Below are 20,452 nucleotides of genomic sequence, written 5' to 3'. Positions count from 1 at the left end.
TTACCATTGGCAAGGGGTACAATCTTCTATTAGAAATCGATTTTAATATCCACGCGCAACATGCACATACTGGTTTCAAACGATGATGGTTACAACGCCAAGGGCCTGGAGGTTCTTGTTGAATCATTGCGCGGGTTGGGCGAAATTACGGTTGTCGCGCCTGAAATTAATCATAGTGGCGCATCGAATTCACTGACACTTTCCAGGCCCTTGGCCGTTCGGCAGGCCCCTAACGGTTTTATTTATGTCAACGGTACCCCATCGGATTGCGTTCATATCGCAATGACCGGTCTGCTTGATCATCGTCCCGATCTGGTCATCTCAGGCATCAATAACGGCGCGAACATGGGCGACGACACTCTTTACTCGGGCACAGTCGCCGCGGCGGCAGAGGGTTTTCTTTTTGGCATTCCATCCATAGCCTTTTCGCTTGTCGAAAGAGGGTGGAAGCACATCGATAGCGCGGCGCACCATGCCAGACTCATCGTTGAACATCAATTGAATAACCCGATCAATCAGCAATGTCTGCTCAATGTTAATTTTCCCGATTTGCCTATTGACCGGATCAAGGGCATCAGGACGACGCGTCTGGGTAAACGTCATCCTTCCCAACCGGTGATTCCAACTTCAACTCCCGCCGGTGAAACGGTTTATTGGATCGGACCTGCGGGGCACGCGATGGATGCCGCCGATGGTACGGATTTCGATGCGATTGAGCATGGATTTGTATCGGTCACGCCTTTACGCCTGGATTTGACGCACCAGGATCAATTGTCCAGTATCGAGTCTTGGATAGGACCGATATGTTCAAAATAGTTCATCGAGTTCTGATGGCTGCACGCGATCCCCGCTCAGGACTTGGCAGGGGTTTGCAGGGCATCACGCCCACAAATAGCAATACGCGCATATCCGCTTCGCGTCTTCCCAGTTCTACTACAAAGCCTGCTATTCAACCTGCCTCGACTGAGTCAGTGGCACAGAATTACGATCGTAAACGGGCCGCGATGGTCAGCAGGCTGCATCAGCAAGGCATTACGGACGAAAGGGTGCTCGCTGCGATGCAAGTTGTTCCCCGACATGTTTTTGTCGACGAGGCGCTATCAAGCCGAGCCTACGACGATGCTGCGCTTCCGATTGGTCATGGCCAGACGATTTCGCAGCCATGGGTCGTCGCAAGAATGATTGCGGCGGTGTGCGAGCACGGCTTGCCTAAAAAAGTTCTTGAAGTCGGCACCGGATGCGGATATCAGGCGGCGGTGATGGGGCATGTGTTCGAACAAGTCCACTCGATTGAACGTATCCGGGCTTTGCATGACTTTGCCAAAGAGCAATTACGGGTTTTGCGCCAGTCCAATGTCAGGTTGACTTTCGGAGATGGCATGATCGGGTTGCCCACATCGGCTCCGTTCGATGCGATTTTGGTGGCGGCTGCCGGCATTCGTATTCCTCAGGCGCTACAACAACAGTTGGCGATTGGTGGTGTTTTAATCGCCCCTGAAGGCACAAACGCGCAACGTTTGGTAAAAATCCACAGAACGGGTCCCGAAGCATGGGATCGCTATGAACTTGAAGCTGTAAGATTTGTTCCCCTCAAGGCGGGATTACAAAATTGAGTAAACAGGAGAAGCATATGCCTTTAGGGCATGATCATGGAATAGCTCCCGTACAGACCCGTGGTCGGTACGCTACTTTAAATTTCAAAAGAATCGGGGTTGCTGCCTGCGTCATGTTCGCCGCAATTCTCGCCGGATGCACCTCATCCGGAAATCGTGCTCCGGTTTCTGATTTGAATAGTTCACAAAGTGCGGCCGCTGTGGGCAAAACCTACACCGTTAAGGCTGGCGACACTCTGAGTAAAATCGCCCGTGCCAACGGGGTTGACGAAGGCGCCTTGATACGCCTGAATAAGTTATCCAATCCCAACCGTCTTGAAGTCGGGCAAGTTCTTCGTCTGAACGATTCTGCCGACACGAGTTCAGGCGTCAAGCCGGTCGTATCCAAGAAGCCTGAAGCACGACCTCTGGATACGGAATCTGCCCAACCACCCGCACGCGCATCTGATGCTGGTGTCATCAGCTGGGGGTGGCCGGCCAAGGGTAACGTTGTTCAACCCTTCACCACAGCAAGCAAAGGTATCGATATCGCTGGCAATGCCGGCGATCCGATTCAGGCTGCCGCAAATGGAAAGGTTGTTTATTCCGGAAATGGTTTGCGCGGCTACGGTAATTTGATCATTCTCGATCACGGCAATGGTTTCGTAACTGCGTATGCCCACAATCGCACATTAAGCGTCAAAAAGGATCAGGACGTTAAAAAAGGCACCAAAATAGCCGAAATGGGTCAAACCGACTCGACAACAGTTAAATTGCATTTTGAGATTCGCCGCCAGGGTACTCCGGTTGATCCCATGCAGTATTTGCCCGCAAAATAGGTCTGATTCGGCATGATACCCACACTGGTTTTCGATCTTGAGACGATTCCTGATATCGAGGGGCTTAGAAAGCTCAACGATTGGGGGGCTGAAGTTTCAGATGCCGAAGTTGCTCAGAGAGCCTTCGCCGCGCGTAAAGAGGCGACAGGTAGCGAATTTTTGCCTCTACATCTTCAAAAAGTAGCTGTGGTTGGTTGCGTCTTTCGAGATGACAGCGGGTTTCGCGTCAGATGTTTGGGACAAATCAATGATCCCGAACCTATTTTGTTAGCCGGTTTTTTTAAAACAATTGAAAAATATACTCCCAAGCTGATTAGCTGGAACGGCTCGGGCTTTGATTTGCCAGTGCTGCATTACCGCACGCTTATTCATGGCGTTTCTGCTCCCAGATATTGGGATATGGGTGAAGACGACAGAGATTTCAAATACAACAATTACATCAGCCGATACCATAATCGTCATATCGACTTGATGGACCTGCTCGCTAAATATAACGGTCGCGGCAATGCACCGTTGGATGACCTCGCTAAACTTTGCGGTTTTCCGGGCAAACTCGGGATGGATGGCAGCAAAGTATATGAAGCCTGGACAACCGGCAAGGCTCAGGAAGTCAGAGCGTATTGCGAAACCGACGTAGTCAATACCTGGCTGGTGTATTGCCGTTTCAGGCTTATCCGTGGCGAAATCGACGAAGCCGCTTATCAGGCAGAGATCGATTTGGTTCGCTCGACACTACAAGGTAGTTCCGAACCCCACTGGTCTGAGTATTTGGCCGCATGGCCTAAATAAAATCATCAATGACAATGTCTTGTTATATCGGAATTCGATTTCATGAACGTTCGTAATTATTCAAAGGCGATTTTGATCGCAACGTGCCTCTTAGTCACATCATTTGCATCTTGGGCGCAGACTGTTTCCGGCCAAGCAGGCACAACTGCAAAACCCTTACAATCAGCAGACAAATCCATGCCGGATTTCACTGGACAACTTCCACCTGAATTGCTTGAACAACTTTCGTTGGATAAAAAGCAGCAGGATAAGCTCAATGCAGCTCAAATTGCTCGTCACAGTCTATGGGTTGCGAATCGACGCGCACGCCAGAGTGAATACGATCTGATCGCTAAAGAGCTTGAGAATGACCGTTTCGATCCGCGCGAAATCATCAAATTGAGAAAAAGTATTCGTCAAACGGCTGATAAGCGCATGGACGATGTTCAAAGTGCCTGGCTCGAATTTTGGGATAGTTTGAACGAACCTCAGCGTAAATTGCTCGTTTCGTACATCAAGTCACAGCACCGCATCCTCGGAAAAGCGCCTACCGCACCCGCCGCAGCGCCTCCTTCCAAGTCTCCACTTGCACCTGCTTTCAAATAGTTTCCCAAGCTTTTTTTTGCTGTTTTCAACTCTGCCCAACCTCTCTTACAATCTTGACCTTGTTTTGAAGGATTGGATATGTCGTCTGAGGTTTTGGAAGTAGAGTCGCTCGATCTCGAAGCGCGCGGGATTGCACGCCGAGAAGGCAAGGTAGTGTTCATCGAGGGTGCATTGCCTTTCGAGCGGGTGACTGCAGCGACAATCCGCAGCAAACCTTCCTATGAGATTGCCAGGGTCGATCAAATTCACAGGCAATCATCGTCCAGGGTTACGCCTAAATGCGAGCATTTCGGCATGTGCGGGGGGTGCGTCATGCAGCACCTCGATGCTGCCGCGCAAGTCGCCGTAAAACAGCGTGCGCTTGAAGATTGCCTGATGAGAATCGGATCTGTACGTCCTGACAGAATACTGCCACCTTTATATGGACCCACTTGGGGTTATCGCTTTAGAGCCAGGTTGGCGGTTCGCTGGGTGGCAAAAAAGAATACGATTCTTGTTGGATTTCATGAGCGAAAAAGCAGTTTCGTCGCAGACATCAAGTCTTGTCAGGTATTGCCGCCGCATGTTTCAGCGCTTCTTATGCCATTGCGCCAATTGGTGCAAAATCTTTCCACACCCGATCGAATTCCACAGATCGAAGTTGCAGTAGGTGATCGGGTGACCGCACTTGTCCTGCGCCATATGTTGCCATTGACCGACTCGGATGTGGCGAGCCTTCACCAGTTCGCCGATCGGCATGGTATTCAGTGGTGGCTTCAATCCAAAGGGCCCGACACCGTGCGTGCGCTGGTTCCTGAGCATGAACAAGAGCTTGCTTATACATTGCCTGAATTCGGACTGCGCATGCCTTATCGCCCGACTGATTTTACGCAAGTCAATCACCATATCAACCGTGCCTTGATCTCTCGTGCGTTGAAATTGCTGGATGTTCATTCAGATGAACGCGTGGCTGATATGTTTTGCGGATTGGGTAATTTTTCATTGCCAATCGCGACTCAAGCCAGGGAAGTCGTCGGTATCGAAGGTAGCGCTTCGCTTACCGAGAGAGCACAGCAGGCGGCAAAGCAATCAGGTTTATCCAACGCAACATTTGAGACATTAAACCTCTTCGAGGTTGATCAAAGCTGGTTGCTCGGCTTGGGTTATTTCGACAAAATGTTGATCGACCCTCCGCGTGAAGGTGCGCAAGCTTTATGCGAAAGTCTGGTTGAATTGCCTGCCCACGCCCGTCCGAAACGTATTGTCTATGTGTCGTGCAATCCAAGTACGCTTGCTCGGGATGCTGCGATTATGCATGCCAAGGGTGGTTACAAGCTGGTGGCGGCCGGCGTCGTCAACATGTTCCCGCATACGGGGCATGTTGAATCGATCGCCGTTTTCGAATAGCTTAGACTGGTCGAGTTTCGTTCAGCGTTTTCTCTGCCGCTTCGCGGACACGCTGAGGAGCCGTGCCCCCAATATGGGATCGAGCGGCCACCGAACCTTCAAGAGTCAATACCTGATGGACATCGGATTCGATCGCGTGATGAAACTGGCGTAGTTGTTCGACGCTTAGATCTGCCAGATCACAACCCTTGATTTCACATTCACGTACAGCATGTGCAACCGCTTCATGTGCATCCCTGAATGGCACGCCTTTTTTAACCAGATAATCCGCCAGGTCAGTGGCTGTTGCGAAACCCTGCAATGCAGCAGCACGCATGGCATCTGATTTCACTTTGATGCCGCCGACCATATCGGCAAAAATGGTCAGTGTGTCGCGTACAGTGTCCGCCGTATCGAAAAGGCCTTCCTTATCTTCCTGATTGTCTTTGTTATAGGCCAGAGGTTGTCCTTTCATCAAAGTGAGCAAGCCGATCAGATTGCCGTTGACGCGTCCCGTCTTGCCGCGAGCCAGTTCGGGCACGTCTGGGTTCTTTTTCTGGGGCATGATGGAGCTGCCGGTCGTAAAACGATCCGCCAGATCAATGAATCCTACCCGTGGACTCATCCAGATAATCAATTCTTCCGAAAATCGAGAAATGTGTGTCATGATCAACGAAGAGGCCGCGCAGAACTCGATCGCAAAATCACGGTCGGATACTGCATCAAGCGAATTGCGGCAGACATCGTCGAATCCGAGCAGTTTGGCCACCATGGGCCGATCGATCGGAAATGTTGTGCCGGCAAGTGCAGCAGCTCCGAGCGGCAAAATATTGACTCGCGTGCGGCAGTCAGCCATGCGAGCGGCATCGCGACCGAACATTTCTGCGTATGCAAGCAAATGATGTCCGAAGGTCACGGGCTGAGCCACTTGCAAATGCGTGAATCCCGGCAAAATCGTTTCGGCGTGATCAAGCGCAACTGAAGCCAACGCGTGCCGCAGAGCTCTGAGCAACTCGATAATCTGGTCGATTTCGTTTCTGAGCCACAATCGTATATCCGTAGCAACCTGGTCGTTGCGTGATCTGCCTGTATGCAGACGTTTGCCGGCATCGCCGACGAGTTCGACCAAGCGCTTTTCGATGTTCAAGTGGACATCTTCGAGATCAAGTAGCCAGGTGAACTGCCCGGACTGAATTTCGCTTGTGATCTGCGCCATTCCGCGACGAATGTCTTCCAAATCCTTTTGCTGGATAACCTTGACCGCCGCAAGCATTTCGGCATGGGCTAAGGAGCCCTGAATATCGAACAAGGCAAGCCGTTTATCGAAATCGACGGACGCGGTATAGCGTTTGACCAGATCCGAGACGGGTTCGGAGAATCGAGCGGACCAAGCCTCGGATTTCTTGTCAAATTGACTTTGAGATGAATTTTGTGTGTTTTTCATGATTTGTAAATTATAGATCGCGGCATGGATCGTTGTTGCGTGCGATAATTTTTTCAATATCAACTTGAATATCCGGATTCAACATGACCGCGGTCAGGGTAGCCATTGCACAAATCAGCGTAGCTGTCGGGGATATGCCCGGTAATGCGTCGAAAATTCTTGAAGTTTCCCGCACTGCGGCCAAACAGGGGGCACAAGTTGTTCTGTGTCCGGAGCTATCTTTGTGTGGATATACCCCGGAGGACCTTCTTCTGCGGCCATCCTTCGTGGATCAATGCAACAAGGCCCTTGATCGACTGCGAGTCGATTTAGCCCCTCTTGCCGGATTGCATGTGATTGTCGGGCACCCGGTACTGACTGCGGATGGTTTGCTCAATGCGGCTACCGTGCTGTCTGAAGGCAAAGTGGTTGGAACGTATTACAAGCGGGAACTACCCAATTACCTGGTTTTCGATGAAAAACGTTATTTCAAGTCCGATAACCGCCCATTTACTTTTAACGTGGGCGATGTATGTTTTGGACTCATCATATGTGAAGATGCCTGGTTTGAAGCCGCACCCAAGGCGGCTGCAGAGCTAGGCGCCAAGGTTCTGCTCGATCCAAACGCATCGCCCTACAGTATCGGCAAGCAATCCCAGCGGATCGAAGCCATGAAGCGCAGCGTCGCGCGCACGGGATGCGCGCTGTTGTATTCGAATATGTACGGTGCGCAAGACGAGCTCGTTTTCGAAGGCGCTTCATTTGCCATTTCATCCGATGGCCGGGTTGCGGCCGAGTTGGCTTATTTTTCCGAAGATCTTAAATGTATCGATGTTCAAGCGGATGGTTCAATCAAACCGGTTGATCCTGAAATCAAGCCTGCATCCGGTCGGGACTGTATCGAATGGCAGGTCTGGGAGGCGCTTAAGCTTGGTCTGGCCGATTATGTTGAAAAAAATGGTTTTAAATCAGTCATTCTCGGTTTGTCGGGGGGGATTGATTCAGCCGTTGTTCTAGCCATTGCCGTAGATGCGCTGGGTGCAGACCGTGTTCATGCCGTCATGATGCCTTCCCGTTACACCGCGGACATTTCCCAAATCGATTCACGGGACATGGTCAAGCGTCTAGGTGTGCAATACGACGAAGTAGCGATTGCCGATTTGTCCTCACTGTTCGAATCCACTTTGAAGCCGTTGTTTCGTGGTCGGGGACATGACACGACCGAAGAGAATATCCAGGCACGCGTTCGCGGCCTGCTATTGATGTCTCTTTCCAATAAATTTGGCCATCTTGTGATGACAACCGGAAACAAATCGGAATTGTCCACGGGATACTGCACTTTATATGGCGACATGGCGGGTGGATATGCTGTACTGAAAGATGTGGCAAAAACACTCGTATATCGTTTAGCCAGATGGCGCAATTCGATCAGCGACGTGATTCCCGAACGAATCATTACCCGTCCGCCTTCGGCTGAACTGCGACCTGATCAGACCGACCAAGACAATTTGCCCGAATACGATGTCATTGATGGAATCATCGAAGGCTATGTGGAGCGCAATCAGTCCCCCGCAGACCTTGTTGCAGCGGGATTCGACAAAGCAGCAGTGGAGCAGATTGTCAGACTGATTCGCATCAACGAATACAAGCGTCGTCAAAGTCCTCCAGGAACCAGAATCACCAATCGCGCGTTCGGCCGGGATTGGCGTTATCCTTTGTCCAACGGATTCCGTGAATCAGCCTGAGCTAAGTCTTCCACATTATTTTCTTTTATTGAAGAATCGACATGAAACAAGTTACAGCCATTATTAAACCTTTCAAACTGGATGAAGTGCGCGAAGCATTGGCTGAAGTAGGCGTCAGTGGTTTGACCGTCACGGAAGTCAAGGGATTCGGTCGACAAAAGGGTCACACCGAGTTGTACCGCGGTGCAGAGTATGTGGTTGATTTTCTGCCCAAGATTCGTGTTGAAATGGTCGTGCCTGATGATCGTGTAGAAGGCGTGATTGACTCAATCGTCAAGGCTGCAAGAACCGGAAAGATCGGTGACGGAAAAATATTCGTCACGCATGTCGAACAAGCCATCCGTATTCGCACAAATGAAAGTGGCGACTCCGCACTCTAATAAATCATGAAATCATTTAACTGGTCCAATCCGTACCCAACGGTTCGTATTCCTTTGTTCGCTCGAAATGTCGTGTCCACTTCGCATCCGCTTGCTGCTCAGGCTGGCTTGCGCATGTTGCTCAAGGGAGGTTCGGCCGTCGATGCCGCAATAGCTGCGGCTGCGGCAATCACTTTGGTTGAGCCGGTCTCGTGCGGCATGGGCGGCGATGCGTTTGCCATTGTCTGGGATGGTAAGGAATTGCATGGACTGAATTCTTCAGGTTATGCGCCTCAAGCCTGGAATATCGATTATTTCAAGAACAAGTATGGGGTGGACGCTCAAGGCTTTGCTAAAGCGCCCAAACGAGGTGTGGATGCGATAACCGTCCCGGGTGTGGTGGCAGGCTGGGCCGCGCTGCATGAAAAGTTCGGCAAGCTTCCTTTTGCTGATCTGATGGAACCTGCAATCGAAATTGCCGAGCGAGGTTATGCTGTCCCGCCCGTTGTTGCTCAAAAATGGGCCGCTGCCGTTCCTGAGCTGAGGGATCAACCAGGATTCGCGCAGGCCTTCATGCCTAACGGCAGAGCTCCAAATGTGGGGGAACGCTTTCAATTCAAGGATGCCGCCGACACACTGAGACGAATTGGCGCCACGCATGGCAGGGATCTTTACGAGGGCGAGACTGCAGAGAAGATCGTTAACTGGATTCGCCAGCATGGCGGAGTGCATACGCTTGATGATCTGAGCAGTTATCGTCCGGAATGGGTCAAGCCGATCTCCAAGAATTATCGTGGCTATACTCTGCACGAGATTCCCCCGAACGGTCAGGGTATATCCGCTTTGATGGCACTCGGCATACTTGATCAGTTCGACCTGAAAAGCTTGCCGGTCGATTCTGTTGCGTCGCAACATTTACAGATTGAAGCAATGAAGCTCGCTATGGCGGACTTATATCGTTATGTGTCCGATCCGCGCAGCATGGAGGTGACTCCGGAGCAAATGCTCAGCCCGGATTATCTTGCTTCCCGAGCCAAGTTGATCGACATGAAAAAGGCTACACATTTTCCGGCCGGATTGCCGGCATCAGGTGGCACGATTTATCTGACAGCCGCCGACGAAAGCGGGATGATGATTTCTTTCATCCAGTCCAATTACATGGGATTCGGTTCGGGAGTGGTTGTTCCTGGGACAGGTGTTAGCTTGCAAAATCGCGGCGTTGGGTTTTCGATGAACCCAAACTCTCCGAATGCCGTGGCAGGACATAAAAAACCTTTTCATACGATTATTCCGGGCTTTTTGACACGCGCGGACGGCGTGCCTGTGATGAGCTTTGGCGTGATGGGTGGAGACATTCAGCCACAAGGCCATGTGCAGACGGTCGTGCGGATGCTTGATTATGATCAGCAGCCTCAGGCTGCATGCTGCGCGCCAAGGTGGAAACTCAATCGGGATTTCACGCTAGATGTCGAATCGACCATGCGCGCCGATACGATTGCCGGCCTGGCAGCGATGGGCCATACGTTAAAAACAATCGAAGATCCCTACATGGATTTCGGATCGGGTCAGTTCATCTGGCGCCTTTCTGAAAACTTCGAAGATGGATACGTAGTCGCCAGCGACAGTCGAAGGGATGGTCAGGCGGTTGGGTACTGATCTCGATCTTTATTAGGGTTATCGCTAAATATTATATAAATATAATTAAAAGTAATTGAGCTCTCTGTTGACTGGGCGTAGAATCGGTAGGTAGTTTTCACGATCTAGGAGACTCTGATGTCCCAAATAAAATTGACACGACGTCAATTTTTTCAGGTGACGGGTGCAGGGCTCGGTGCAAGCAGCATGTCGGTCATGGGACTGGCACATGCTGCGGATCCAGTCTTCAGCAAACCCAACAAACTTGAAAAAACGACTGAAACACGCAGTACCTGTCCGTACTGCTCCGTTAGCTGCGGTGTGCTTCTCTACAGCAAGAAGACACAGGACGGCAAGCTTAAAGTCATGCACGTCGAGGGTGATCCCGATAATCCCGTGAACAAGGGTACTTTGTGCCCTAAGGGTGCTGGTCTTCTCGAAATGATCGAGAGTCCCGATCGTCTTAAGTTTCCCGAAGTACGCGAACCCGGCTCGAAAGAGTGGAAGCGGATTTCATGGGACGAGGCTTTGACGCGTATCGCCAAGCGCATGAAGGCTGATCGCGACAAGAATTTCATCACCAAGAACGCGGATGGCGTTACAGTTAATCGCTGGAATACTTTCGGCATGCTCGTCAGTTCGGCTTCGAATAATGAAGCCGGCTACTTGAGCGCAAAAGTATTGCGCTCTCTTGGTGTTGTCGCACTCGATACACAAGCGCGTATCTGACACGCTCCGACGGTAGCCAGTCTGGCTCCGACGTTTGGGCGTGGTTCGATGACCAACCACTGGGTTGACATCAAGAACGCTGATCTTGTGCTTGTGATGGGTGGCAATGCTGCCGAGGCACATCCTTGCGGTTTCAAATGGGTCATTCAGGCCAAGGCAAAGCGCGGCGCAAAGCTTGTTGTGGTTGATCCGCGTTATACGCGATCGGCTGCCGTGTCCGATTATTACGCTCCGATTCGTGTTGGCGCGGACATTGCCTTTTTGGGCGGCGTTATTCGCTACCTGATCGAAAACGACAAGATTCATCACGAGTATGTCAACAATTACACCAATGCCGCTTTTCTGATCAATCCTGAATTCTCGTTCAAAGACGGTTTATTCAGCGGATACGACGAAAGCAAGCGCGCCTATTCAAAAGGTACGTGGACATATCAGATGGAAGATGGATTCGCCAAGGTTGATCCGACCTTGCAGGATCCGAATTGCGTCTTCCAGTTGATGAAGAAGCATTACTCGCGTTACACGCCGGATGTAGTGAGCAACATCACCGGCACGCCAAAGGATCAATTCCTGAAAGTGTGCGAGATGATTGCAAGCACCGCAGGCCCGGACAAGACGATGACGATCTTGTACGCGCTCGGATGGACTCAACACACGGTTGGTTCGGAAAACATCCGTACCATGGCCATTATCCAACTGCTTCTGGGCAATATGGGTATGGCAGGTGGTGGCGTCAACGCTTTGCGCGGTCATGCCAACGTTCAGGGCATTACAGACATGTGCCTGTACTCGGAGGTATTGCCTGGCTATCTGTCTTCACCGACTGAGGCGGACAAGGACTACGAAACGTACCGCAATGCGCGCACGCCAAAAGCCTTGCGACCGGGGCAGATGAACTTCCCGCAGAACTTCCCGAAATGGTTCAACAGTTTGATGAAAGCCTGGTATGGCGATAAGGCAACCGCGGACAATAACTATTGTTATGACTGGGTGCCAAAGCGCGATGCTGCTTATGATGTGCTTGCCATTTTCGAGCGGATGCATCAGGGCAAGATGGAAGGCTTCATCAGTTCCGGTTTCAATCCTCTTGCAGCTGTTGCGAACAAGAACAAGATTGGTGCCGCGCTTTCGAAGTTGAAGTATCTTGTCGTGATCGACCCACTGGCCACCGAAACGGGCGAGTTCTGGAAAAATTACGGCGACTACAACAACGTTGATTCCGCTTCCATTCAGACTGAGGTGTTCCGCTTGCCGGCTACCTGTTTTGCTGAACAAGATGGATCGTTCACAAACTCAGGACGCGTCATTCAGTGGCACTGGAAGGGCGCCGATGGTCCCGGAGAGTCAAAGGGCGACCAGGAAATCATAGGCACATTGTTCAGCAAGCTGCGCGATATGTATGCAGCCGAAGGTGGCGCGTTTCCTGATCCGATTTTGAATCTGACCTGGAATTACACCAACAAGCTCAATCCTGATGCTTCTGAAGTTGCTCGCGAAATCAGCGGTCGCGCGTTGGTCGACCTCAAGGACGCTGCAGGTAATGTGATCGTTCCCGCCGGACAACAATTGATGGGCTTTGCACAATTGTCCGATAAGGGCGAAACGGCCTGTGGCAACTGGATTTATTCGGGCATGTGGAACAAGGACGGCAATATGACAGCCCGCCGCGATCCGACCGATGCCTCCAGCCAGGGCTTGGGCCAAACGCTCAAGTGGGGCTTTGCGTGGCCAGCCAACCGTCGCATTATCTACAACCGCGCTTCGGCCGATTTGCAAGGTAAGCCTTGGGATCCGAACCGTGTCGTGTTGAAGTGGGAAGGCGATAAGTGGGGTGGGGCCGATGTGCCGGATATGCGTCCTAATGCAAAACCGGACGAGAACGTCATGCCCTTCATCATGAATCCTGAAGGGGTGGCGCGTTTGTTTGCGCCTGCCATGGCGGATGGCCCGTTCCCCGAACATTACGAGCCGTTCGAGTCCCCCTTGGATAAGAACCCGCTGCATCCTAACAATCCCAAGGTCAAGTCCAATCCTGCCGCCCGCGTCTACAAGGGTGACATGGAAGTCTTTGGCAGTAGTAAGGACTTTCCTTACGCAGCGACAACTTATCGCTTGGTGGAGCACTTCCATTACTGGACCAAGCATGCTCAGCTCAATGCCATAATTCAGCCTGAGTCCTTCGTTGAAATCAGCGAAGCGCTTGCCAAGGAAAAGGGCATCAAGGGCGGTGATCGCGTCAAGGTGACATCTGCTCGCGGTTGGGTGCATGCCAAGGCGGTTGTGACGATTCGCATGAAGGGACTGAAGGTTGATGGCAAGACTGTTCACCACGTCGGCATACCGATCCATTTCGGATTCAAGGGGCAGACTAAGCAGACCCAGCTTGCCAATACGCTGACTCCGTTTGTCGGCGACGCGAACTCCCAGACGCCTGAATTCAAGGCTTTCCTGGTTAACATTGAAAAGGCATAAGGAGAGACGACATGGCTAAGCAAGCATTACACGTCGTCGCCTCATCCGCCACGACAATGAAACCACCTGCAGATGCGGCCAAGACGACAAAAGTCGCCAAGCTGATCGATATTTCTACATGTATCGGTTGCAAGGCATGTCAGGTCGCCTGTATGGAATGGAATGACACGCGTCCTCCCATCGGCGAGAACAACGGCACTTACAACAACCCGACCGATCTGACACCTCAGGCCTGGACTGTCATGAAGTTCAACGAAATCGAAAACGCCCAAGGCGGAATCGATTGGTTGATACGCAAAGACGGCTGCATGCACTGTGAGGATCCGGGCTGTCTGAAGTCTTGTCCGAGTCCCGGTGCCATTATCAAACTAGATAACGGCATTGTGGATTTCAATTCCGACAAGTGCATCGGCTGTGGTTATTGCACTGCTGGATGTCCGTTCGATGTGCCGCGCATTTCTCCTGTGACTAACAAGGCGACCAAGTGCACTCTGTGTTCGGATCGCGTATCCGAAGGGCAGGATCCGGCCTGTGTTAAATCATGTCCGACACAGGCGCTGACCTTTGGTCCCAAAGAAGAGCGTATCCAGTACGCGAACGAAAGGATCAAGGACCTCAAGGGCCGCGGATACGACAAGGCGACACTCTACAACCCGAAAGGAGTGGGTGGCACGCATGTCATGTACGTATTGCCTCATGGCGACAAACCGACTGCGTACAGCGGATTACCGGCCGATCCGACCATCGCTCCGACCGTGGGTCTCTGGAAAGGGATCATGAAACCGATCGCCTTGATTTCCATGGCTGCAGCCGCCTTTGCCGGCGTACTGCACTATGCGGTCAAGGGGCCGAATACGGTCGAAGAAGATGAATCAGATGAACAGCACAAGGCTTAAGGAGAACAACCATGTCTAATCAAAACGGTTTGGTTCGTTACACCGGGTCGCAACGTCTGAATCACATGGTAGTGGCCTTGTTGTTCGTGGTCGCCGGCTTGTCCGGTCTGGCGCTGTTTCATCCGTCTATGTTCGGGCTGACGGTTCTTTTCGGTGGTGGGTCTTGGACGCGCATTCTGCATCCGTTTTTCGGTGCGGTCATGTTCGTCGCGTTTGTCGGAATGTTCTTCCGATTCTGGCATCACAACCTCATCACCAAGAACGATCGTCAGTGGTTAAAGCAGATAGGAGATGTGATAGGCAATCATGAAGAGCGCCTGCCGGAAGTCGGGCGCTATAACGGTGGCCAGAAAGTAGCCTTCTGGGTGATGGTGATTTCGCTGATTGCCTTGGTGGTTACGGGCGTGATGTTCTGGCGTCCATATTTCTCCCAGTACTTCACTGTCGATGTCAGACGCATCGCGGCTGTTGTGCATGCGATTGCTGCCTGGGCGTTGATAATCACCGTGATCGTCCATGTGTACGCGGCGATTTGGGTCAAAGGCACTTTGTCGGCCATGAAAACCGGAATGGTTAGCCGTGCCTGGGCACGCAAGCATCATCCCGGTTGGTACAAGGAAGAAACCGGTCAGAAATAGTTGTTGTTGACAGGTCGGATCGGAACGCGCAAACACTGATATGCTTGCGATTCCGGTCCTTTTTATTTGAGTGGATGCTATGACGGTTTCAGCCGTAAAAATTATTCAGCCTGGCGAAATTCAGGGGATGCCCGATGACGATACACCTTTGTTGGTGTTGGCTGATGCGAAATCTCTCTTCACTGACCGAGCCGCTCGCCTTGATCAGTTGTCCGTGCGGGAACAAGGATCGCCGTGGCTTGAGTTTTGCGCACAATTGTCGCGCGCCCAGGCGGCCAGTTTGAATCTTGTCGATTCAGCACCGGTATCCGAGCATGTGGTGCGCGAATCCTTCAAGCATCATATGCCTCCGCTTTCGATTTCATCCGCTCAGCCGGGGCCGAATTTCACTTCGGTGTTGTCATCGATTTGCAAGGCAATCAAGCAAGTCAATTCATCTGAAAAAGTTTTGCAAGCTGTAGAAGGGCTGCTGAAACTTGCGCCTCAGGACCAGATGGCCCAGGCGCATGCCATGCTAGAGGCTGATGATGCGAAAGTGACTGTTGAATACGCGCCTTTTATTGGTGCCGCATTGCAAGTGATCTGGACAGTTCGGGCAAGACAACTCGAGTCGCTCGTATCATTGCATCATGGTGAATCTGGTCTATGTCCGGTGTGCGGATCACATCCAGTGGCCAGTACGATCAGAATGGGAGATCGTGCAGGTCATCGATATTTGAATTGCTCTTTATGCAATGCGGAGTGGTACGCCCCTCGAGCCCGTTGCACTAACTGCGATACGCCCAAAGAGGTTTCAATGTTCGGTCGTACGCGTGATGATGCTGTTCAAGGCGAATGCTGCGATGATTGCAAGGGTTATTTGAAACTGATGTTGCAATCTAAAGACCCCCTGATCGATGCAATGGCTGATGACCTGGCAACGTACTCATTGGATGTCGCTTTGGCGGATGAGGGCTACATGCGTACGTGCCGCAATCTTTTTTTTATTTCCTGACTTAAATTCATACACATACCTGAATAATGAACAATATAGACGTGGCGCGTGCGCCCGTGACAGACCTGCTTTCCAGGATTCCTTCCGTAGACCGACTATTGTCTTTGCCTGATTCCCTGTGCATTCAGTCCACTTACGGTCGACAGTCATTTATTGAAGCAACGCGTACCGTTTTGGATTCGATGCGAAAGGATATTTTGAATGGATCCACGCATCTAGACATCTCGGAACAGTCGATTCTGGGGCGTATAGATCAATATCTCATCGACAGACAAAAACCCAAATTGCGGCAAGTCATCAATTTGTCCGGCACGGTGTTGCATACCAATCTCGGCCGTGCCGTGATGCCCGCCGAAGCCGTTGAAGCGATGGTGGCAGCTGCAACTGAACCGTGTGCCCTTGAATATGATTTAGGCGAAGGCAAGCGTGGCGACCGCGACGAGATTGTCGAGGAATTACTTTGCGAATTGACGGGCGCCGAAGCGGCAACGGTTGTCAACAACAACGCGGCTGCAGTTTTTTTGTTGTTGCAGGCATTATCAAACCGCAAAGAAACCATCGTTTCCCGTGGCGAACTCATTGAAATAGGCGGAGCGTTCAGGATTCCCGACATCATGAAGCGTGCCGGAGCCAAACTTGTCGAGGTTGGCACCACAAACCGGACTCACGCAAAAGACTTTCAGGAAGCATTGGGTCAAAAGACTGCGCTCATCATGAAAGTGCACACGAGCAATTATGTTGTTCAAGGTTTTACGGCTGAAGTTCCCGAAAAACAACTGGCAGATATCGCCCACAGTCACGGCATACCTTTTGTTGTTGATCTAGGTTCGGGCACACTGATCGATCTAGCGCTTTACGGTCTGCCGACCGAGCCCACTCCCGCGCAAGCAATAAAAGTGGGTGCCGATCTGGTCACTTTCAGCGGCGATAAATTGCTTGGAGGCCCACAGGCCGGCATCATCGTAGGCAAAAAGGAGTTGATTCAGAAGATTAAACGTAATCCTCTGAAAAGAGCATTGCGAGTCGGCAAAATCACGCTTGCCGGTCTTGAGGCTGTTTTACGGCTTTATCGTCATCCAGAAGCGTTGCCGCAGCGCTTGACGGTACTCAAGCAGCTTACGCGCAATGAGACGGACATACAAGAACAGGTCATGCGTTTGATCGAAAAACTACGTCCTGTATTTGCTTCGTTATCCTTGGAGTTGCGGTGCCTAGCGGTGAAGTCGCAAATCGGTTCGGGTTCATTGCCTGTTGAGCGGTTATTGTCTGCCGCCCTGATGATTCAGCCGTTGAGTAAATCCGCTGAAAAATTAATTCTACGCATCGAAAGATCTTTGAGAGCAGGCCAGACTCCCGTGATTGGGCGTGTGCAGGATCGTGCCTTGTTGTTTGATTTGCGCTGTTTGCGTCCCGATCAGGAGGCCGACTTGATCGCTCTGATGACAGACGCGTTGAAACGTTCTACAGAATCCAAATGATCATCGGAACTGCCGGCCATATCGATCACGGTAAAACTTCTTTAGTCAAAGCGCTGACAGGCGTAGATGCCGATCGGCTTCCTGAAGAAAAAAAGCGGGGCATCACAATCGAGTTGGGCTTTGCGTATGCACCGACCTCTAGTGGTGAAATGATCGGATTCGTGGATGTTCCGGGTCATGAAAAATTTGTTCACACCATGGCTGCCGGTGCCTGCGGAATGGATCATGGATTGATCGTGATTGCCGCCGATGACGGCATCATGCCTCAAACGCGTGAGCATTTGCGTATTCTGGATTTGCTTGGCATCCCGGGATTGACTGTCGCGATCAACAAGTCTGATCTTGTCGACGATGATCGTTTGCGTCAGGTTCAATACGAGATCAAGGCTGAACTTGCACAATCCAGATTTTCCACAAGCCCGCTGTTTACAGTTTCATCCCATACTGGGGCCGGAATCGATTCATTGCGGAATCATCTTTTTGCGATCAATCGATGTGCGGATAAAAAGTCGGGTGACTATTTCAGGCTTGCCGTAGATCGTGTTTTTGTCGTTAAAGGGATGGGGGTCGGTATCACGGGCGCAGTCATTTCCGGACATGTTCAAGTCGGTGATTTGTTAGTGACGTCCGGCTCAAATCATCGTGTCAAGGTGCGTTCGATCCATGCTCAAAATCAGTCCGTCGAGCGGGCAGAGGCGGGTAGCCGCTGCGGCATTGTCTTATCAGGCATAGAAGTTAAAGATATCGAGCGTGGAGAATGGCTCTTGTCGGAGGAAATTTCCGACTCCAGCAAGCGAATCGATTGCAAGCTTTTCATGCCGGCAGACTCTTCCCGATCATTGAAGGATGGTGAACTTGTTTTGTTGCATCACGGTACAACACATGTTTCGGCCCGCATGATATTGCTTGATGCAGCCGAATTATTGCCCGGTCAAACATGTAAGGCGCAGTGTGTCTTATCACGGGCACTGCCTTTTTGCTGGGGTGACAGGCTTGTGCTGCGCGATGGAAGCGCCCGTCATACTTTGGCCGGCGCGCGTGTTCTGGATACGGATCCACCTGTGCGTGGCCGCAAAAGATCCGAAAGGCTCTCTCAATTGGATGCCATAGATTGTGCCGATTCTCATGATGCGATTGCTGCACTTTTGTTAATGTCAGATCAACCTTTGAACATGACGCATTGGGCGCATGCAACGAACCAGTCTTTCGACTCGCTCAAATTAATATTGAAGTCTCGAATCGCTGAATCGCACATCGTAGATTCCCAATGTTTCATTTGCAGTCAATCGTTTGCGGATGATCTCAACCTAGTTGTGCATCGATGCCTTGAAAAGTTTCATCTTTCGGATCCCGATGAGCCGGGCCTTGGGGTCGAGCGTTTGAGGCGTATGTGCCGCCCCGATTTGACACAGCAGTTCTTCCATTCATGGATCAAATCGCGCATAGAGCAAGGTGCCGTTGCCACATCGGGCAGTTTTATACATCTGCCAGAACATCAGGTTGTGTTGAGCGAATTGGAGCAAAGCTTGTGGGACAAGGCGTATCCTGTTTTACTTGAAGGTGGATTCGATGCGCCGTGGGTGAGGGATGTGGCGCATTCAATTGATGCAACCGAGGACGCTGTGCGCCTATTGTTCAGAAAACAAGCACGCCAATCGCATTTGACCCAGGTCGTCAAAGATTTGTTTTACCCTCAGGCGACCATGAATAGAATCGCTGATACGATGCAATATTTAGTTTCTACTCATGGGTTTATTACTGTAGTGCACTTCAGGGATAGCCTTGGTATCGGCAGAAAGCGGGCGATCCAGATACTCGAGGCCCTGGACAGGATCGGATTTTCCAGGCGGTTGATTTCTGTATCACGCAGCGCTCAGACGACAGATAAAGATCAGCGTATTATTAGAAATGCTAATCTTTTCGGTTAAAAATAGTTTGACAGTTTTTAAGTTTTATTTACGGAAGAGTCGCGATCCCGGGTGGGACGTCCGGACTTCAAATCCGGGAAGGGCTGTCGTACAGTCCTTGGTGGGTTCGACTCCCATACTCTTCCGCCATCGATCATATCGGGATGGGTCTTATGAGTGAGGTGCGCGGTTGCTCATTTCCGGACGACTTGTTGTATGACAGCGATCTTAATCTCTGGTTTCGTCAGGTAGAAAAGGACACTTTCGAAGTCGGCATCACGGTGTTCGGACACGCATTGTCGGGTGACCTTTACATGTTCAATCCCAAACCAATCGGTAGAGAAATTGAAGCTTCGCGAGCATTCGCTCTTGTTGAGGCGGCTAAAACGGTATTGCCGGTACGTACGCCATTCGATGCCATCATCGTAGAAACCAATCCGGATCCTCAACAGAGACCTAGCATCATTAATCAGGCGCCTTATCAAGCCTGGCTGGTCAAGCTGCGAGCTTTACGCTGTGGCGAGGCTAATGAAATCTTGTTGCATGGTGACCAGGTGGCACATCGCGCGAGATCGCTCATGGATATGTTCAATTTTGAATCGCTGGATACATACGTAAAGGGCTCGGCTTCTTGAAAACATTGATCATCCAGCTCTGGCAATCAAGCTGTGACGATGTCAATCGCGCAGCGACCCCATTCGTGCTTGCGTTAACGGCTAGGGCAATGGAAATGACTGTTGAAATACATGCGCTAGGCGCCAGTATCGAAATGTTTGTCTCGAACAACGATCGTCGTCATCTACTAGTGTGGCCACTGATGCGTCCTTTGTCACAGTACATCCAAGATGCACTTGATGCTGGCGTGGTGATTCAAGCATGCAGCTCGGCTTTGCGCGATCGAAGTTTGATGCCGCAGGATTTGATTGCCGAATGCGGTCAGGTGATCGGTATGGTTTCCATGCTTGAGCGTGCAACGGCTCCGGATACGACCGTGTTGACTTACTGA

General features: G+C 51.2%; 17 protein-coding genes, 1 tRNA gene and 1 pseudogene. 18 read left to right on the top strand and 1 reads right to left on the bottom strand.

What is annotated here, in order from left to right; genetic code table 11:
- Positions 1–60 precede the first annotated feature (60 nt).
- The 6 genes and pseudogenes from surE to rlmD all read left to right on the top strand — a co-directional run.
- A complete protein-coding gene (surE, locus tag G3I67_RS02035) occupies positions 61–816 on the top strand; it encodes a 5'/3'-nucleotidase SurE (RefSeq protein WP_163651284.1) in 756 nt (251 codons plus the stop codon).
- Positions 804–1,613: a protein-L-isoaspartate(D-aspartate) O-methyltransferase gene (locus G3I67_RS02030; RefSeq protein WP_375539291.1), complete on the top strand. Its 810-nt coding sequence runs from the start codon at positions 804–806 to the stop codon at positions 1,611–1,613. The genes surE and G3I67_RS02030 overlap by 13 nt, the downstream gene beginning before the upstream one ends.
- Before the next feature lie 113 nt (positions 1,614–1,726).
- Positions 1,727–2,431, top strand: coding sequence for a peptidoglycan DD-metalloendopeptidase family protein (locus G3I67_RS02025; protein ID WP_235931631.1), 705 nt, complete (start codon positions 1,727–1,729; stop codon positions 2,429–2,431).
- Positions 2,432–2,443: 12 nt separating this feature from the next.
- Positions 2,444–3,220 (top strand): 3'-5' exonuclease, encoded by a 777-nt coding sequence (locus tag G3I67_RS02020; protein ID WP_163651282.1) that lies wholly within the window; start codon positions 2,444–2,446, stop codon positions 3,218–3,220.
- Positions 3,221–3,262: 42 nt separating this feature from the next.
- Positions 3,263–3,805, top strand: a complete 543-nt coding sequence (locus tag G3I67_RS02015; RefSeq protein WP_163651281.1) for a hypothetical protein — start codon at positions 3,263–3,265, stop codon at positions 3,803–3,805.
- Between the two features lie 78 nt (positions 3,806–3,883).
- Positions 3,884–5,188, top strand: a pseudogene (gene rlmD / locus G3I67_RS02010) (23S rRNA (uracil(1939)-C(5))-methyltransferase RlmD); the annotation flags it as partial.
- A 4-nt stretch (positions 5,189–5,192) separates the two neighbouring features.
- Here rlmD and argH read toward each other — a convergent pair.
- Positions 5,193–6,614, bottom strand: coding sequence for an argininosuccinate lyase (gene argH / locus G3I67_RS02005; protein ID WP_163651279.1), 1,422 nt, complete (start codon positions 6,612–6,614; stop codon positions 5,193–5,195).
- Positions 6,615–6,697: 83 nt separating this feature from the next.
- Between argH and G3I67_RS02000 the strand changes: the two genes are divergently transcribed.
- From G3I67_RS02000 to G3I67_RS01945, 12 genes are all read left to right on the top strand, one after another.
- Positions 6,698–8,338: an NAD+ synthase gene (locus G3I67_RS02000; RefSeq protein WP_163651278.1), complete on the top strand. Its 1,641-nt coding sequence runs from the start codon at positions 6,698–6,700 to the stop codon at positions 8,336–8,338.
- Between the two features lie 41 nt (positions 8,339–8,379).
- Positions 8,380–8,718 (top strand): P-II family nitrogen regulator, encoded by a 339-nt coding sequence (locus G3I67_RS01995; RefSeq protein WP_163651277.1) that lies wholly within the window; start codon positions 8,380–8,382, stop codon positions 8,716–8,718.
- 6 nt (positions 8,719–8,724) lie between these two features.
- On the top strand, positions 8,725–10,353 hold the full coding sequence (locus tag G3I67_RS01990) for a gamma-glutamyltransferase family protein (protein ID WP_163651276.1): 1,629 nt from the start codon (positions 8,725–8,727) through the stop codon (positions 10,351–10,353).
- A 117-nt stretch (positions 10,354–10,470) separates the two neighbouring features.
- Entirely contained in the window at positions 10,471–13,533 is a 3,063-nt protein-coding gene (fdnG, locus tag G3I67_RS01985; RefSeq protein ID WP_203583506.1) for a formate dehydrogenase-N subunit alpha, read from the top strand.
- A gap of 11 nt (positions 13,534–13,544) precedes the next feature.
- Positions 13,545–14,429, top strand: a complete 885-nt coding sequence (fdxH, locus tag G3I67_RS01980) for a formate dehydrogenase subunit beta (RefSeq protein WP_163651275.1) — start codon at positions 13,545–13,547, stop codon at positions 14,427–14,429.
- An 11-nt stretch (positions 14,430–14,440) separates the two neighbouring features.
- Positions 14,441–15,067, top strand: coding sequence for a formate dehydrogenase subunit gamma (locus tag G3I67_RS01975; protein WP_163651274.1), 627 nt, complete (start codon positions 14,441–14,443; stop codon positions 15,065–15,067).
- 79 nt (positions 15,068–15,146) lie between these two features.
- The gene (gene fdhE, locus G3I67_RS01970; protein ID WP_163651273.1) at positions 15,147–16,061 is read left to right on the top strand and encodes a formate dehydrogenase accessory protein FdhE; all 915 of its coding nucleotides are present in this window, start codon (positions 15,147–15,149) and stop codon (positions 16,059–16,061) included.
- A 26-nt stretch (positions 16,062–16,087) separates the two neighbouring features.
- Positions 16,088–17,539, top strand: coding sequence for an L-seryl-tRNA(Sec) selenium transferase (selA, locus tag G3I67_RS01965; protein ID WP_163651272.1), 1,452 nt, complete (start codon positions 16,088–16,090; stop codon positions 17,537–17,539).
- Complete coding sequence (gene selB / locus G3I67_RS01960; protein ID WP_163651271.1) at positions 17,536–19,467, top strand: selenocysteine-specific translation elongation factor; 1,932 nt, start codon at positions 17,536–17,538, stop codon at positions 19,465–19,467. The genes selA and selB overlap by 4 nt, the downstream gene beginning before the upstream one ends.
- A 32-nt stretch (positions 19,468–19,499) precedes the next feature.
- Positions 19,500–19,596 (top strand) — tRNA-Sec (locus G3I67_RS01955).
- A 23-nt stretch (positions 19,597–19,619) separates the two neighbouring features.
- The gene (locus G3I67_RS01950; RefSeq protein WP_163651270.1) at positions 19,620–20,081 is read left to right on the top strand and encodes a glycine cleavage system protein H; all 462 of its coding nucleotides are present in this window, start codon (positions 19,620–19,622) and stop codon (positions 20,079–20,081) included.
- A complete protein-coding gene (locus tag G3I67_RS01945) occupies positions 20,078–20,452 on the top strand; it encodes a DsrE family protein (protein ID WP_163651269.1) in 375 nt (124 codons plus the stop codon). Before G3I67_RS01950 ends, G3I67_RS01945 begins: the two co-directional genes overlap by 4 nt.

Source organism: Sheuella amnicola (assembly GCF_010499255.1).
GTDB lineage: Bacteria > Pseudomonadota > Gammaproteobacteria > Burkholderiales > Burkholderiaceae_B > Zwartia > Zwartia amnicola.
The sequence above is the reverse complement of the archived record's forward strand: the minus strand, read 5'-3'. Positions and strand labels throughout refer to the sequence as shown.